Origin of the sequence: Exiguobacterium sp. MH3, assembly GCF_000496635.1 — a bacterium.
Classification (GTDB): Bacteria; Bacillota; Bacilli; order Exiguobacteriales; family Exiguobacteriaceae; genus Exiguobacterium_A; species Exiguobacterium_A indicum.
Genome location: NC_022794.1, coordinates 432,470 through 449,282, shown reverse-complemented (window position 1 = coordinate 449,282; position 16,813 = coordinate 432,470). Strand labels below are relative to the sequence as shown.

Below are 16,813 nucleotides of genomic sequence, written 5' to 3'. Positions count from 1 at the left end.
AAAAGCCCAAACCACGGCTAAAAGGGTGGCTTAGGGTATAAAAAGGTACGCCAAAGAAATATCGACGAACATCCATATACCCCATAGTCCAACGATTTAGGGTCGTTGGGTAGAAACTTGCAAGCCATATCCCTGCTATTATACGAGGTGTTTATATTCAATCATCCTGTCACGACTTCATCTTAACAAGTCCATCCCAAGGCGTCAACCAAAGGCGAACAATTTAATTGTCTGAAAATTTATCGTTCGGTTTTAAAAGTAGTTTTTCTGATTTCATCTAGTGTCCATTCGGAGTTTATTTTCTTGAAAGGCATCACATGGAATCAAGCACTAAAAAAAGCACCCTCCACATGATTCGGAGGATGCTCTAGGCAGTTATTCGTTCTCTTTCACTTTGCAATCGAAGACGATTTGCTGACGAATTGGATACGGTTCGCCATTAGCGTCTAATCCAAAGATCGGTTCTTCTCGTCGGACCGTCGGGCGGTATCCCATGGCATCGATACGATCCAAACAGGCACCAATCGTCTCGTTCTCTTCGACGGCTACGCGTAGTTTCGTTTTTTTCGCCATATCCCTGTTCAGTCCCTTCATTAAAATGAATACATGTCTTTCTACAAAAAGACACAAAAAAGCGGCGGCCCTTGAGCGTATGCTCCAGAACCACCGTTTGCCTGGCAACGTCCTATCCTCACAGGGGGAAGCCCCCAACTACTTTCGGCGTTCAAGTGCTTAACTTCCGTGTTCGGCATGGGAACGGGTGTGACCACTTGGCTATCGTCACCAGACGACGGGCTCGCGCCCTCAAAACTGAAGTCATCAACAAGCATCTGCTAGAACAAGGCCTCGACCGATTAGTATCACTCAGCTCCACATGTCGCCATGCTTCCACCCGTGACCTATCTACCTCATCGTCTCTGAGGGGTCTTTCTTGATTACTCAAAGGGAAATCTCATCTTGGAGGGGGCTTCATGCTTAGATGCTTTCAGCATTTATCCCGTCCGCACGTAGCTACCCAGCGATGCTCCTGGCGGAACAACTGGTACACCAGCGGTGCGTCCATCCCGGTCCTCTCGTACTAAGGACAGCTCTCCTCAAATTTCCTGCGCCCACGACGGATAGGGACCGAACTGTCTCACGACGTTCTGAACCCAGCTCGCGTACCGCTTTAATGGGCGAACAGCCCAACCCTTGGGACCTACTCCAGCCCCAGGATGCGATGAGCCGACATCGAGGTGCCAAACCTCCCCGTCGATGTGGACTCTTGGGGGAGATCAGCCTGTTATCCCCAGGGTAGCTTTTATCCGTTGAGCGATGGCCCTTCCATGCGGAACCACCGGATCACTAAGCCCGACTTTCGTCCCTGCTCGACTTGTAGGTCTCGCAGTCAAGCTCCCTTCTGCCTTTGCGCTCTACGAATGATTTCCAACCATTCTGAGGGAACCTTTGGGCGCCTCCGTTACTGTTTAGGAGGCGACCGCCCCAGTCAAACTACCCGCCTGACACGGTCCTCCAGCCGGATCACGGCTGCGAGTTAGAGACTCTATGCATGAAGGGCGGTATCCCAAGGGTGACTCCTCCGAAGCTGGCGCTCCGGGCTCGACGTCTCCCGCCTATCCTGTACATCATGCACAAAGCCTCAATATCAGGCTGTAGTAAAGCTCCATGGGGTCTTTCCGTCCTGTCGCGGGTAACCTGCATCTTCACAGGTACTATGATTTCACCGGGTCTCTCGTTGAGACAGTGCCCAAATCGTTACGCCTTTCGTGCGGGTCGGAACTTACCCGACAAGGAATTTCGCTACCTTAGGACCGTTATAGTTACGGCCGCCGTTTACTGGGGCTTCGGTTCAAAGCTTCGCTTGCGCTAACCCATCCCCTTAACCTTCCAGCACCGGGCAGGCGTCAGCCCCTATACGTCATCTTGCGATTTAGCAGAGACCTGTGTTTTTGCTAAACAGTCGTTTGGGCCTATTCACTGCGGCTCTACTCATGTAGAGCGTCCCTTCTCCCGAAGTTACGGGACCATTTTGCCGAGTTCCTTAACGAGAGTTATCCCGCGCGTCTTAGAATTCTCATCTCGCCTACCTGTGTCGGTTTACGGTACTGGCGCCTTCCCCCTCACTAGAGGCTTTTCTTGGCAGTGTGAAATCGTGACCTACGTCCCTACGGGACTCCGCATCGTTCCTTGACTTTGATGCCTGACGGATTTGCCAATCAGACGGTCTTGAAACTTGCACATGCACTTCCATCCGCATGCGTCACTATCCTCCTGCGTCCCCCCATTGTTCAAACGGTGGATCGGCGGTACAGGAATATCAACCTGTTATCCATCGCCTACGCCTTTCGGCCTCGGCTTAGGTCCAGACTAACCCTGAGCGGACGAGCCTTCCTCAGGAAACCTTGGGCTTTCGACGGAGGGGATTCTCACCCCTCTTTTCGCTACTCACACCGGCATTCTCACTTCCAAACGCTCCACTGCTCCTTCCGGTACAGCTTCACAGCGGTTTGGAACGCTCCCCTACCATTCCTTACGGAATCCGCAGCTTCGGTGGTATGTTTAGCCCCGTTACATTTTCGGCGCGGCGCCACTCGACTAGTGAGCTATTACGCACTCTTTGAATGGTGGCTGCTTCTAAGCCAACATCCTAGCTGTCTAGGCAGCGCCACATCCTTTTCCACTTAACATACACTTTGGGACCTTAGCTGGCGGTCTGGGCTGTTTCCCTCTTGACTACGGATCTTATCACTCGCAGTCTGACTCCCGAGTATAAGTTGCTGGCATTCGGAGTTTAACTGAATTCGGTAACCCTGTGGGGGCCCCTAGTCCAATCAGTGCTCTACCTCCAGAACTCTCAACCTCGAGGCTAGCCCTAAAGCTATTTCGGGGAGAACCAGCTATCTCCAGGTTCGATTGGCATTTCACCGCTACCCACACCTCATCCCCGCACTTTTCAACGTGCGTGGGTTCGGACCTCCAGTCAGTGTTACCTGACCTTCATCCTGGACATGGGTAGATCACCTGGTTTCGGGTCTACGACAACGCACTGAACGCCCTGTTCAGACTCGCTTTCGCTACGGCTCCGCCTCATCGGCTTAACCTCGCGCGTTATCGTAACTCGCCGGTTCATTCTACAAAAGGCACGCCATCACCCGTTAACGGGCTCTGACTACTTGTAGGCATACGGTTTCAGGATCTATTTCACTCCCCTTCCGGGGTGCTTTTCACCTTTCCCTCACGGTACTGGTTCACTATCGGTCACTAGGGAGTATTTAGCCTTGGGAGATGGTCCTCCCGGATTCCGACGGGGTTTCACGTGTCCCGCCGTACTCAGGATCCACTCTGGAGGGAAAACAGTTTCAGCTACAGGGCTGTCACCTTCTTCGGCCGACCTTTCCAGGTCCTTCACCTACTGTCTTCCTTTTTGACTCCGTGTAGAGTGTCCTACAACCCCGAAGAGCATGCTCTTCGGTTTGGGCTGTTCCCGTTTCGCTCGCCGCTACTCAGGGAATCGCATTTGCTTTCTCTTCCTCCGGGTACTTAGATGTTTCAGTTCCCCGGGTCTGCCTCACGCTACACTATGTATTCATGTAACATGTCCCATCCCATTACGGATGGTGGGTTCCCCCATTCGGAAATCTTCGGATCAAAGCATACTTACTGCTCCCCGAAGCATATCGCTGTTCGTCGCGTCCTTCATCGGCTCCTAGTGCCAAGGCATCCACCGTACGCCCTTCATACCTTGATCTAGCGTTGGTATTCTAAGAACACACGTCTAATGACATGGTTAATTAAAAGTTTGATGTCTTGTTGATGTCTTCAGTTTTCAAGGTGCGAGTGTCTCTTTCGAGACTGAGAGACGAGCTCTCAAAACTGAACGATGGGCATGTCCCGTAAGGGACGTTTTCCTTAGAAAGGAGGTGATCCAGCCGCACCTTCCGATACGGCTACCTTGTTACGACTTCACCCCAATCATCTACCCCACCTTCGACGGCTGGCTCCTTGCGGTTACCTCACCGGCTTCGGGTGTTGCAAACTCTCGTGGTGTGACGGGCGGTGTGTACAAGACCCGGGAACGTATTCACCGCAGTATGCTGACCTGCGATTACTAGCGATTCCGACTTCATGCAGGCGAGTTGCAGCCTGCAATCCGAACTGGGAACGGCTTTATGGGATTGGCTCCACCTCGCGGTCTCGCTGCCCTTTGTACCGTCCATTGTAGCACGTGTGTAGCCCAACTCATAAGGGGCATGATGATTTGACGTCATCCCCACCTTCCTCCGGTTTGTCACCGGCAGTCTCCCTAGAGTGCCCAACTGAATGCTGGCAACTAAGGATAGGGGTTGCGCTCGTTGCGGGACTTAACCCAACATCTCACGACACGAGCTGACGACAACCATGCACCACCTGTCACCATTGTCCCCGAAGGGAAAACTTGATCTCTCAAGCGGTCAATGGGATGTCAAGAGTTGGTAAGGTTCTTCGCGTTGCTTCGAATTAAACCACATGCTCCACCGCTTGTGCGGGTCCCCGTCAATTCCTTTGAGTTTCAGCCTTGCGGCCGTACTCCCCAGGCGGAGTGCTTAATGCGTTAGCTTCAGCACTGAGGGGCGGAAACCCCCCAACACCTAGCACTCATCGTTTACGGCGTGGACTACCAGGGTATCTAATCCTGTTTGCTCCCCACGCTTTCGCGCCTCAGCGTCAGTTACAGACCAAAGAGTCGCCTTCGCCACTGGTGTTCCTCCACATCTCTACGCATTTCACCGCTACACGTGGAATTCCACTCTTCTCTTCTGTACTCAAGCCTTCCAGTTTCCAATGGCCCTCCCCGGTTGAGCCGGGGGCTTTCACATCAGACTTAAAAGGCCGCCTGCGCGCGCTTTACGCCCAATAATTCCGGACAACGCTTGCCACCTACGTATTACCGCGGCTGCTGGCACGTAGTTAGCCGTGGCTTTCTCGTAAGGTACCGTCAAGGTACGAGCATTTCCTCTCGTACGTGTTCTTCCCTTACAACAGAGTTTTACGATCCGAAAACCTTCATCACTCACGCGGCGTTGCTCCATCAGACTTTCGTCCATTGTGGAAGATTCCCTACTGCTGCCTCCCGTAGGAGTCTGGGCCGTGTCTCAGTCCCAGTGTGGCCGATCACCCTCTCAGGTCGGCTATGCATCGTCGCCTTGGTGGGCCGTTACCCCACCAACTAGCTAATGCACCGCAAGGCCATCTCAAGGTGACGCCGGAGCGCCTTTCATCAACGGACCATGCGGTCCGATGAACTATCCGGTATTAGCTCCGATTTCTCGGAGTTATCCCAATCCTTGAGGCAGGTTCCTTACGTGTTACTCACCCGTCCGCCGCTCATTCCGCTGCCTTCCCTCCGAAGAGTTCCGTCAGTTTCCTGCGCTCGACTTGCATGTATTAGGCACGCCGCCAGCGTTCGTCCTGAGCCAGGATCAAACTCTCCATAAAGTGTTTGACTTGCTCGTTGTGTGACCGAAGTCACGATTGACGAAGCTTGCGCTTCATTCGTTTTTGTATTCCGTAGAATACGATTTTTGCCTCATCGTTCAGTTTTCAAAGTTCGTCTGCCGCCTTAGCGACTTCAATAGATTAACAGGTTGTTTTGATTATGTCAACCATGCTTTTTAAAAAACTTTTCAGCCCCAACGAACCGTTTATAAAAGGCGTCTCGCTGGAACATTTATTAATATAACAACAAAATTCGACAAACACAAGCATTATTTTAAAAAAACTTTGCAAAGAGTTTAAATCCTCTTCGCAAAGTCTTTACCTTCTTAACATGGCTCCTACTGTAAACGCGATATTCGCTGGGCGTTCTGCTAACCGTCTCATCAAATACGTATACCAGTCCACACCATGCGGAACGTAGATAACGACACGATACCCTTGTCGAACTAACTCTTGTTGTCGTTTCGGTCGCATGCCTTGAAGCATTTGAAATTCAAACCGTGATGGATCAATCTGTTTCATTTGAGCAAAGTCAATGATTTGCTGGATGATCTGTTCATCATGTGTCGCGATTTGCGTGTAGTTCCCATTTAACAAATTAACTTTTACTAATTGAAGGTATGTCTCATCTACTGTCTTCTTCGGTTGAATATAGATTTCATCGTCTCCATCGTATGCCCCTTTGACGATACGTACTGTTGCCTGAAGACGTTCTAGATCAAAACGACTACGGAATACATTTGCCTGTAGCGCAATTCCGACGTTTGGATAATGTTCATGTACGCGTTCGAATACTCGAACGATCGACTCGACCATCATCGCTTCTTCCATGTTGACTGTCACGCGCATGTTTCTCTGATAGGCAATCTCTGCAATACGACTCAACTGTTGATAGGCGATATCCGGATCGATTCTTAATCCGATCGATGTTAGCTTTAGAGATACTTGTGCGTCTAGACCATGTTCTTTGATTTGCCCGATGACTTTAATACATTCATTTGCGATGTCTACCGCGTCCTGCTCTGTCTCAATGAACTCTCCTAGACAATCCACTGTAGCGGCTCGTCCATCTTGATTAAATTGTTTCACGGTATCGAGGGTCTCTTCTGCGCCCTGTCCTCCGACGAATAATGTTCCACCAAGCGGCAATCCGACTTTTTTCGCTAATTGAATCAACAGTCTATTCTCAGCCAAGTATTCGAATACAGCTCCAGTAATCTGCTGTAACATCTGAATCACCCTCTCTCTTCTCCCTTACCCTCTCCCAATAAAAAAACGTCTTTCTTCTATATAGAAGAAAGACGCAGTTTGGATTAATGCAACCAGATAAAGTAACCGAGGAATCCGAGTGACAACACGTACATGATTGGGTGCACTTCTTTTGCTCGTCCTTTCGCGATCATCGTGACCGGATAGAAGAGGAAACCGAATGCAATCCCTGTTGCGATTGAATACGTCAACGGCATCATGATGACGGTCAAGAAAGCGGGAACCGCATACTCGAATTTTTTCCAATCGATTTGGAGCAGTGAAGCTGCCATCAACACACCAACGATGATCAATGCGGGTGCTGTGACCGGTGCGGTGATGATTGCGAGCAATGGTGAGAAGAATAAAGCGAGACCGAAGAATAAAGCTGTGACGATCGCCGTCATTCCTGAACGACCACCTGCTGCAACCCCTGCACTTGATTCGATGTAAGAAACCGTCGTCGACGTTCCAAGGATCGAACCTGCTACTGTTGCTGTTGAATCAGCGATCAATGCGCGACCAGCGCGTGGTACTTTATTTTCTTTGATCAGACCGGCTTGGTTTGCTACCGCAACCAGTGTACCTGCTGTATCAAAGAAATCAACGAAGAAGAAAGTTAAGATGACGATCATCATTTGAACCGTGAAGATTTCATCGAAGTGAAGGAATGCTTGTCCAAATGTAGGTGCGATGCTTGGTGGTGCTGAAATGACTTCACCAAGACTTGTTGGAATCGGAATCAAACCGAAGATCATTCCAGCGACTGCCGTTAGGATCATTCCGAAGAAGATCGCCCCTTTGACACCACGCGTCATTAGGACCGCAGATACGACAAGACCAAATACCGCGAGAAGCGTTGTTCCTTTACTTAAATCACCAAGCGAGACGAGTGTTGCTTCATTCGCCACGACGAGACCACCTGTTTTTAATCCGATGAACGCGATGAACAATCCGATACCTGCTGCAACTGCCATTTTCAATGGTTCTGGAATCGCATTGATTATCATCTCACGAATACCTGAAGCTGTTAATACCATGAAGACGAGACCTGAGACGAGAACGCCTGAAAGTGCGGTTTGCCATGGAATACCCATTCCGATGACGACGCTGTAGGCGAAGAAAGCATTTAGTCCCATTCCTGGTGCGAGCGCGATTGGATAGTTCGCCAGTAATCCCATCGTAACGGAACCGATGATCGCAACGAGTGCTGTGGCACCGAAGACTGCTCCTGCGTCCATTCCTGCTTCGGCTAATGTATTCGGATTAACGAATAAGATATACGCCATCGCGAAGAATGTTGTCATGCCGGCGATGAACTCTGTACGCATGTTCGTACCAAGCCCATTGAAATCAAAGAAACGCGCAATCGCATTTTCTTTTGCTTTCGGTTGGTGTGGCTGTTTCAATTGTGTGCTCATGATTGCCTTCCTTCCAAATAAGCCGTCTCCTTGAAAACAAAAAACGGCCCTTACCTAAGCGGTAAAAGCCGTTTCAATAAGCGCACGATGCTGCGTGTGCGCCGTAGTAGGAACCTTTACGGTGTTCCTGTAGAGACTTCCGGGCCCTATCCCCAGAATTATACGGCATTATTTATGTTTTTTTAGTGGTATGAAAAATAAGAACAGACACATCGTAGCACGGTCAAATTCATGGGTCAACCATAAAAGCGAAATTTAACTACTTATTTTATCCGAACGTTCGGTTTTGAAAACGGTTTTTTGAAGGCTATTTCATGATTGTTAGAAATCAGCCCTATCACTGAGCGTATATACTCTTAAAGTAGTCGGATAATAGTCCCTCTCCTTTAAAACGATCCTCTAAAACATTCTGTACCTGTTGCAATTCATTTTCACGTGTTCCGTAAGCATTTGAGAACGATCCAAGATAAGAATAAGCATAAATTGCTTCATTCGGACATAATTCATGAGCACGTCGTAACATGGATGCGCCTTTTTCTTCCCACTCGTTGTACTCTCCAAAATAATAAGGGGTCATCGAAACCATATAACCAAAACACCATAGAAAGTCCTCATGGTTCATAAAATGACGTAAACCATCATGTGTAACTTCCTTTAGTAAAGATTCTAATTCCTCAATATCTATATTGTTCTCTGTAATTCCCAATGGTCCATGTTCAAAGGAGACGTACCAACAAAAAAAGCCCAGTCGAATGACTGTTTTGAGATCTTCGGGATGTTGTCTCCAAGAATTCAAAAGATATCGTTTAGCTTCATTCCATTTTTCTAGTTTTTCTAATTGATCAACTTCAGTCCATGTCCAGTCTATCATGAGGCAGTATCCCTTTTTTCCATTAGATGATGTATTCCATAATACAGGAAGAGTCCACACATCTCAGCAAACTAGAACTAAAGTACCTAAATTCGTCGGTTTAGTTTAAAAACGTCCAACGGTTTCATAATTTCGTTCACAAAAAGCCCCCTTCCATTCACAAATCATGCGAACAAAAGAGAGCTTTATTTTGAAATAAAGTGGTTGAAGGTGAAACAGATTCATCTTCACCTTTCTCCTTTAAAAGGGTGTTACGACAGGATTCATGAGACGAATCGTCTCAGTAAGCCCAGTACTTATTCCCACTCGATCGTTGACGGTGGTTTCGACGTCACATCGTACAGGACGCCTCAAAAACGTTGGTATTAAAGGGTTTATCAATCTATTTAATTATGAACACACTCAATTCATCTCATTATTTGATTATATAATTGTAGCAGGCTAAAGTAACCTTAACAATAAACTTTATACTTTTAAGTGCATTAAACTGATTCACTGTTTAGTTAAATTTAAATGATAGAGTAATAAAATTCACAATTTATCAATTTAAGAATAACTATTTGTACTTTCACCTATATAATGTTCAAAAATAACCAGTTTCTAAAACGCTCTTTTCAATAGGGTCTTCATCATCTAATTGTGCGATTATATAATTAATGAATCTTTCAAAAATTTCTTTTGAATATGGATACTCTTTTAGGTACTTTTCATACTGCGCTCTGTTTTCTGACCTTCCTTTGTATGTTGAAAAATTAGAACGAACGTTCGAATTTAATCTTTTAGATTTTCTCAAAATCAAAATTTCATCAATATAGGTAGCTGAAGAACTTATTGGTGTCATATCTAGATAATCACACATAAGGAAGTATTTACATCCTGACACTGCCATCTTTACATCACGTGCAGTTGCCGAGGCTTCTTGAAACATAGTTTTATCTAAGTTTGTTTTAGTTTCTGCTAACACATAACCTAAATTCGTGGAAATATCCACTGAAGATTGTTCTGTGAACTGTGGATCGTACGAAGACCTTAAATACAATTTCCGACTCATAGAAAAATCTTGGTCTTTAGATCTTATTGAAATTCCTCCACCAATATTTATCTTATTTATACTAGAGTTGAAGTGTATCGAAGAATAAGTTTTAACCTGAGAACTTATATCAACATTATCCAATCCTCTTTTTCCACTTATGCATTTTTTAACTATTATAGGTAAAAATTCCTCTACTACTGTATTATCAATTTTTAATTGACCTTTTTGTCTATATAAAAAGTCGTTTTCACTATCGAAAATTATATTTAAATCCAAATATAATTTATAATCATTAAGCAAATCAACCATTTCACTAATGATTCCTTCAATACCTATTCCCTCTAAACTTACTTGATCTAATTGGTCAATCCATAAATCATATTTTTCAATAGCCTCATTTATTCTAACTTTGTCTGATTCAGGAAGTCTATCATTACGTAGAACCGCCACTAACTTTTCTCCATGAATACCTCTAGTTTTCGACACTATACTCAGACCTCCATATTTTTTTATAATTGTTGATAGCTATGTTTAAAAGCAATAAATTTTTTTCTTCAAAATCCTTATCAATATTCAATAACAATTCTTCTCTACCAATTTCTTGCGCCAGCCTAATAATTTCTTCTTCACTTAACATAGTAATATTTTCTTTTTCTATACAAAAATGCAACACATCTTCTATGATCAATTTTCCAAATCTATTTTTAAAAGTTCTACTTTGTCTAATCCTTAAATTTATATTAAAAATTTTCACAAAAATATTATATATTAATCTACTATTATAAAAATCAAGTCCAAGAACTCTGGATTCCCTGCCTACAACATAAATTAAAGTAGCCTTATCTTTGCAAATTCGAATAGTTTCATTAATTGATAGTGCCATATCAATACAGTACTGAATTACAGTGTAAAAACGATTTCCTCTATGCTTTCTGTTTGCACCCAACTCTTTTTTGGCAATATTTAAAACATCATAACCTAAGTTTTCAACGGATTTCCTATAATTTTGATGGTAATTAAAAACATTAATATAGGGAGGAGAAGTAATTACTAAAGAAACAGTATTATTTAAAATGTGATTTTTCCTAGAATCACCCATATAACATTTGATATCCTCACTGCTAAAAGGTAAATTAAGTAAATTATTTTTCAAATTATTCCATTTTTTGATTATTATATCTACATTCACCTTTTTATTTTCAATATCTAACAGTATGATTAACAACCTTACTGTATTGTTGATGAAAGCATTATTGTTATTAATGTGTTCATCAACTAATAATATTTCATAGTCATGGTCAAAAAACATGTTAGCAACTATATCATCTATATATCTAATTATTTCTTCTCTCTCTTCTATGCTTACACACATAAGTTCATAAAATTTAGACATGTAGTATGCTGAAGGATTTAATTCTATACCAACAGCCTGTAAACCTTTTCTTCCAGCTTCGTATAAAACTGTACCTGATCCTGCAAAAGGATCATAAATTATATCTTTTTTCATAGCATATCTTTCTAATAAAACTTCAATAAATTGTGGGGAAAACTGTCCATTCCAATTAAATAAATTTGAACGTTCTTTATTATCAATATTTAATTCAGCCTGACTAATCTCCTCGTTATCTATCTCTATCAAATCAAATTTTTTATATATTCCATTCATAATTTTTAACCTCTCACATCCGTAAAATTCTATAAAAATAATTGTATCATATAAACAATTAAACTATACTCATCACACCTCAAAGCACTGACTAATTCAAAAAAACAAAGTATTAATGTTAGATGTTATTAAAGTAAGAAGCACAGTGTTCTCTTTATGGAATACAGGTCTATGAATTTGTAGGTTGCGATGTCATGTTGTACAGTACGCTCTCAAAACGTTGGTATTAGAAAATTTATCAACCTATTCAAATTATTAATTCAATTATTTTATTACATTAGTTGATCGCATAATTGCAAGAGTTAAAAGGCTTATTCTTTAATAATAATATGCAAAAGCCTCTTACAACTTTACAGGTTAATAACTACCTATTTTCTTGCTCCTTTTTTTCTTCCCATGAAGAGATTAAAAACTCAGCTGTAGATCCAGCTATATTAACTGCAAACTGAGCATGCCTAGATGAAGGAGATGGGACTTTACGACTTCTGCCATGTGCGTCACTCAGTTTATTTCTTAATGATCCGAGACCTTTTACTACAGATACACACCCCGATAGAATTTCTTTAAATATTTGTTCCGTATGTTCACTAGGCGCTAGGTTAAGTAGTTCTTGAACTCCTTTATAGAGTTGTGGTAATTCGGCTTTATCATTATATTCATATTCAGCCTCATCCATAATATGTTTACATGTTGCCTCTAGCAAAGTCCTCGCAATAGTGATTGCTCCATCAGGATCTGTCGTCCGCCTTACTAAAGCTTTTTGCCAAACTTGTTGAACATATTCGTAATCGATATGCCCATCTATAGTGTCAGAAACAACACTATCTACTGGAGAAGTAGTAATTATACTTTCTTCTATTATAGTCAGAGCATGATTAAACTCATCACGTAAATAATCACGTCTTCCTTGATATGTAGGTGATTGATTTTTAATATGACCCCAAAACTCTGTTAACGAGCGACAATCCCTCAAGAATTTTGGTAAATAACTATTTATATAGGTATTTCTTATTAACTCCTGACGTAAATCTTTGTATTCAGCATCATCAGCATCTTCTCCAGTTGCATGAGAAACGAGTAAATATTTTAATTTTTCTACTTTAATATATAGCCCGTCATTCATCGTAGCATCCCCTCTCGATTCCATATTTAACAACAAGCCGTTCATAGTAACTTATACAATTTATAATTACGAAGAAGATGATTTCTAAGCAATAAAGCAACACCATAATATTTGTATCGTGTGGATGTACCTACCTATGCGATTATAAGAGTTATTTCGACTTTTGTAAGTGACAATAACCCCCCCCTTCCATTAGAATTTTAAGTCTGTATAAAATAAGCAATGATTCTTTTAAATAGCTACATTCAATCAATGTCTTTAGAGTAAAGATCTTTCACACTTAAGTTGTTTAAACAAATTAAACTAATCGAGTAATTAACTAGAGACTCTGCTCTCAGATTGAAATCACTGAGTCAATCTGAACTTTCTTTAATAATTTTATAGACAGTCGCTCTTCCGATTCCATATTCTTTGGCAATATCGCTTGCACTTTCTCCAGCTTCAAAGAGGGTGCGTACACGCTTTTTCACTTTTTCATCTATAGTAGGTCTACCGCCAATTCTCCCTCGCTTACGAGCTGCAGCTAGTCCAGCTTTTGTACGTTGCTGAATAATATCACGCTCAAACTCAGCAAAGACAGCCAACATACCAAACATAGCTTTCCCAGTTGGAGTGGATGTATCAAATGCATCACTGATTGATACAAAATCAACTTGTTTCTCTTTTAGTTGCTCAGTTAATTCGTATAACTCTTTAGTGCTTCTGGCTAGCCGATCTAGTTTATAGACAACGAAAAGATCTCCTTGAGTAGCAGCTTTCATTGCATTCAATAGCTCGACCCTCTCACTCTTTCGACTTGATACTTTCTCAACATACATCACCAACCGCAGTCCTTTTTCCTCCGCATACTTCTCAATAGCTCTTTCTTGCATATCTAAGTTCTGATCTTCCGTACTCACACGACAATATCCGATGATTCGATGCATTCATTTAACCTCTATTCTTTTTTCTCATATGTTTTATATACAAACTACATTAGACGAGTTTATAGACAAAAACAACAAAAAAGAGAGAGTATAAATGTTAATTTATACTCTCTCGGTATTTCGTCTATAAAACGACGATTTTAGAGACTCTTTATTACTTTATATCTAACAATCACTTTTTTATTTTCACCTTTAGACTATCTTTTAATACTATATTTTCAAACTCTAATAAGTCATCAAAATTAGTTTTAATTTCAATTATCGAAAATTTAGATTCAATGCTATTTGTTTTTTTATCATAAGGAGTTATTATATAGTTTTCTCCAATTACATCTACTACAAGATATATAGTATTATCAACCTCAAGTTTAATATACTCCCTCTCTTTTTTTGCATTTTCTATCCCTATTAAATACACTATATTTCCTAAATAAAAAGTCCCAAAAAGTATGAGCACATATTTAGCTAGTGATTTCGATTTTAAAGTTCGCATTACTTTTTTTATAAAAGGTTCATTCAGTGTATCTCTTCTAATTACTTCTTCTAATTTATTTTTGTAACCACTTATTTTAGAATGTATGAAAAGTGGGCTTATGTATACCCATGCACACGATACTAATAATCCGATTGCCCCCCACCATATCCAAACTAAACTGCTCACCGCAAACAATAATACAGACCCTAAAATTATCAAGGGAATTATTTTATTTTTAAAAATAACAGCAATAGGATTATTTACTCCATACAGTACTGTATTCGTATTTACGTAAAGTAAATATGGTACAAAAATAATTGAGAATAAAGCCGAAGAAGCTATAATTATGTTGATTACATCAACTTGGCTTATCATATTTTTTGATACTCCATAATACGAAAGATATCCTTTTTTATAGGAGTAAGCCAAGTAGTATCCTAATACTGTAATAAAAGCTATTAAGAGAGCACTATCGCTTAGTGAGCTTTTTTCTTCTAACTCTTCATCGTGAAATTCAATTGTTCTTCTATTTCTAGAACCGCTGACCCTACGTCTATTCAATTAACATCCCTCTATTTCTTTATTTTTATTAAAAGATATTGTTTCTACCTTTTGTATTTCTAATTATTATTATATTTTAAGAACGTTTATTCATTCATATTAGAATTACAAAAAAAATACCAAAGATACGGAGTGATGATTTTATGGATAACAGCAAAGAATACTGTCCTTATTGCAATGCTAATCTTCAAGGGGAGCCTATCCCTAAAGAGTCTCAACAATTTTATGGAGCCACTCACTTTACAAGAAAAATCGGAATCACTAGTATTGATGTTGATAGTATACGTAAATGGCAGTGTCCAGATTGCCATAAACAATGGGATAGAAAGATGATAATTAAAAAGACTAACTAATAAAACTTTTGTTTCATTAGTTAGTCTTTCTTACTTACGAAAAACATATAGGACATTTTTACAACTCAAAAATACTCCAGTAAGAGTTTCCACATCAAGGAGTACTGTTTAGCACGCTTTAAAGAGCTGATCTTATTAAACTCATAACGATATTCTGTAGTAGATAGTTCTCTTTTTGTCGCAAGTTCTAAAGAGTTTGCTTTGAACAGTTTTATAAATTTCTCACGTATTAAACCTAAAGCATCCGCATCAATTTTTGAATTATCTAAATCACTAGTAAGCTCACAATAGTGAACGTCGTAATAGTTCTTTAAGTTCAACTTATCTTTTAACTCTTGTTTAAGATCCTTTTTAAACGCTATACTTTCTTTTTTGTATTCCATCCGTAAATCCTTTGGAGAAATTTTATATAGCTCAAAAAGATATCCACGAATTTTCTCGATTTGCTCAAGGTCATTTATATTAAGTTCCTTGGATTCATGATCAAGTGTAAAACCCCATTTTTCTACATCATAGAAAACTAGGTTTTCTTTTTCTAATTTCTTGAATACTGATACTAAACTGTTTTTCATGCTTCGTGTAAATAGATTCAGAAACTCATTTAACATATCACTGGCTGAATCATCAATTTTGTAATTAGGAATATTATCTACAAACAACTTCTCAATATTATTTAAATGATATTTTCTCTGATCGTACAATGCATCAAAAGTGCTTTCATTAGCAGTACCGAGTGCTTTAATCCATTTAGTAGCGCTCATTTTATGAATGGCTTGATTATTGTGAATTAAGTAATTCATAACTAATGTTTTTAATTCAAATTCTCCTACTAGTTGACCTTGACCATTGTTTACTCTATTGTCAACACGATCAATTTTCTTTTCTCGTTTCCCACTGCACTTGAATAGTCGTTTAGAACCTCTGCCTTCTACCTCACACGACTCCCAATACTGATTAACGGTTTTAAGAAGAGTGATTTTTTCTTTACCCGAGATGTTATTGTTTTTATCAAGTGATCTTTTTATCGCCTCGCTCCCGTATTTTTCTACAATTTCAATTAAAGTGAATACTTGTTCCATTTATCTAACCTTTTCTAGTGACTAAGTTTCGCTTGTGTAAGCAGTCATTTTATAGTCCCCCCTCACATGATTTAGTAAATTGATGTGTTACCTTTTTAATATAAATTATTTCGATTTAAATTTCACAATCAAAAACTGTACCGAATTGCTACACTATATAATTTAATTAATATAGTAAGTCGATTCGGTACAGTTTTGAAAAGATGGGCAGGCAGCCCGTCACTCGCTCCGCTCTGTTCCTCCTCGCCGTTTTTGCCCTCGCAAGACGAGAGCAAAAAACTATCATAAGCACTCTGCCTAAGACTTCGACTAATTAACGGATAGTTTGAAGTGATTAGTCACTTCTTATACAAGGCATGTATTGGAGGCTTTTCGTGGAAACGAAGACCATCACTGACTCATGTTATGATTCCCTTTATCAAAATCATTAGTTTAAACGTCTCGTCTCGAAATTTTTCAATATTTATTTCATGTATTTCTAGGTGCTATCTAAATTCATTTAGTACTTTTATAAAACACATTGCATTTCTGTGAAAAGACACTAAAGCTTCTTTGCTTCAGTGCCTTTTTACCGTTTTCATA

10 protein-coding genes, 3 rRNA genes and 2 riboswitches are annotated in these 16,813 nt (G+C 40.9%); all 13 genes read right to left on the bottom strand.

The window, feature by feature from the left end; genetic code table 11:
• Positions 1-64: 64 nt before the first annotated feature.
• A riboswitch (purine riboswitch) is annotated at positions 65-166 on the bottom strand.
• 209 nt (positions 167-375) lie between these two features.
• Positions 376-573 (bottom strand): NETI motif-containing protein, encoded by a 198-nt coding sequence (locus U719_RS02300; RefSeq protein ID WP_023467064.1) that lies wholly within the window; start codon positions 571-573, stop codon positions 376-378.
• Between the two features lie 99 nt (positions 574-672).
• Positions 673-788 (bottom strand): 5S ribosomal RNA (gene rrf / locus U719_RS02295).
• A gap of 46 nt (positions 789-834) precedes the next feature.
• Positions 835-3,748: ribosomal RNA gene (locus tag U719_RS02290) — 23S ribosomal RNA — on the bottom strand.
• Between the two features lie 165 nt (positions 3,749-3,913).
• Positions 3,914-5,475: ribosomal RNA gene (locus tag U719_RS02285) — 16S ribosomal RNA — on the bottom strand.
• Together the 16S, 23S and 5S rRNA genes form the textbook arrangement of a ribosomal RNA operon.
• A gap of 318 nt (positions 5,476-5,793) precedes the next feature.
• A complete protein-coding gene (locus U719_RS02280; RefSeq protein WP_023467063.1) occupies positions 5,794-6,705 on the bottom strand; it encodes a proline dehydrogenase family protein in 912 nt (303 codons plus the stop codon).
• A gap of 83 nt (positions 6,706-6,788) precedes the next feature.
• Positions 6,789-8,144, bottom strand: coding sequence for an NCS2 family permease (locus U719_RS02275; protein WP_023467062.1), 1,356 nt, complete (start codon positions 8,142-8,144; stop codon positions 6,789-6,791).
• Positions 8,145-8,228: 84 nt separating this feature from the next.
• A riboswitch (purine riboswitch) is annotated at positions 8,229-8,330 on the bottom strand.
• 151 nt (positions 8,331-8,481) lie between these two features.
• A complete protein-coding gene (locus U719_RS02270; RefSeq protein WP_023467061.1) occupies positions 8,482-9,015 on the bottom strand; it encodes a hypothetical protein in 534 nt (177 codons plus the stop codon).
• A 583-nt stretch (positions 9,016-9,598) separates the two neighbouring features.
• Positions 9,599-10,534: a Bpu10I family restriction endonuclease gene (locus tag U719_RS02265; RefSeq protein WP_023467058.1), complete on the bottom strand. Its 936-nt coding sequence runs from the start codon at positions 10,532-10,534 to the stop codon at positions 9,599-9,601.
• Positions 10,521-11,714, bottom strand: coding sequence for a DNA methyltransferase (locus U719_RS02260; RefSeq protein ID WP_023467056.1), 1,194 nt, complete (start codon positions 11,712-11,714; stop codon positions 10,521-10,523). Before U719_RS02260 ends, U719_RS02265 begins: the two co-directional genes overlap by 14 nt.
• Positions 11,715-12,078: 364 nt before the next feature.
• Positions 12,079-12,837, bottom strand: coding sequence for an abortive infection family protein (locus U719_RS02255; protein WP_023467055.1), 759 nt, complete (start codon positions 12,835-12,837; stop codon positions 12,079-12,081).
• Between the two features lie 353 nt (positions 12,838-13,190).
• A complete protein-coding gene (locus U719_RS02250) occupies positions 13,191-13,763 on the bottom strand; it encodes a recombinase family protein (protein ID WP_041254987.1) in 573 nt (190 codons plus the stop codon).
• Positions 13,764-13,935: 172 nt separating this feature from the next.
• Complete coding sequence (locus U719_RS02245) at positions 13,936-14,799, bottom strand: hypothetical protein (protein ID WP_144080691.1); 864 nt, start codon at positions 14,797-14,799, stop codon at positions 13,936-13,938.
• A 418-nt stretch (positions 14,800-15,217) separates the two neighbouring features.
• Positions 15,218-16,231, bottom strand: coding sequence for a hypothetical protein (locus tag U719_RS02235; protein WP_023467052.1), 1,014 nt, complete (start codon positions 16,229-16,231; stop codon positions 15,218-15,220).
• Positions 16,232-16,813: the final 582 nt, after the last annotated feature.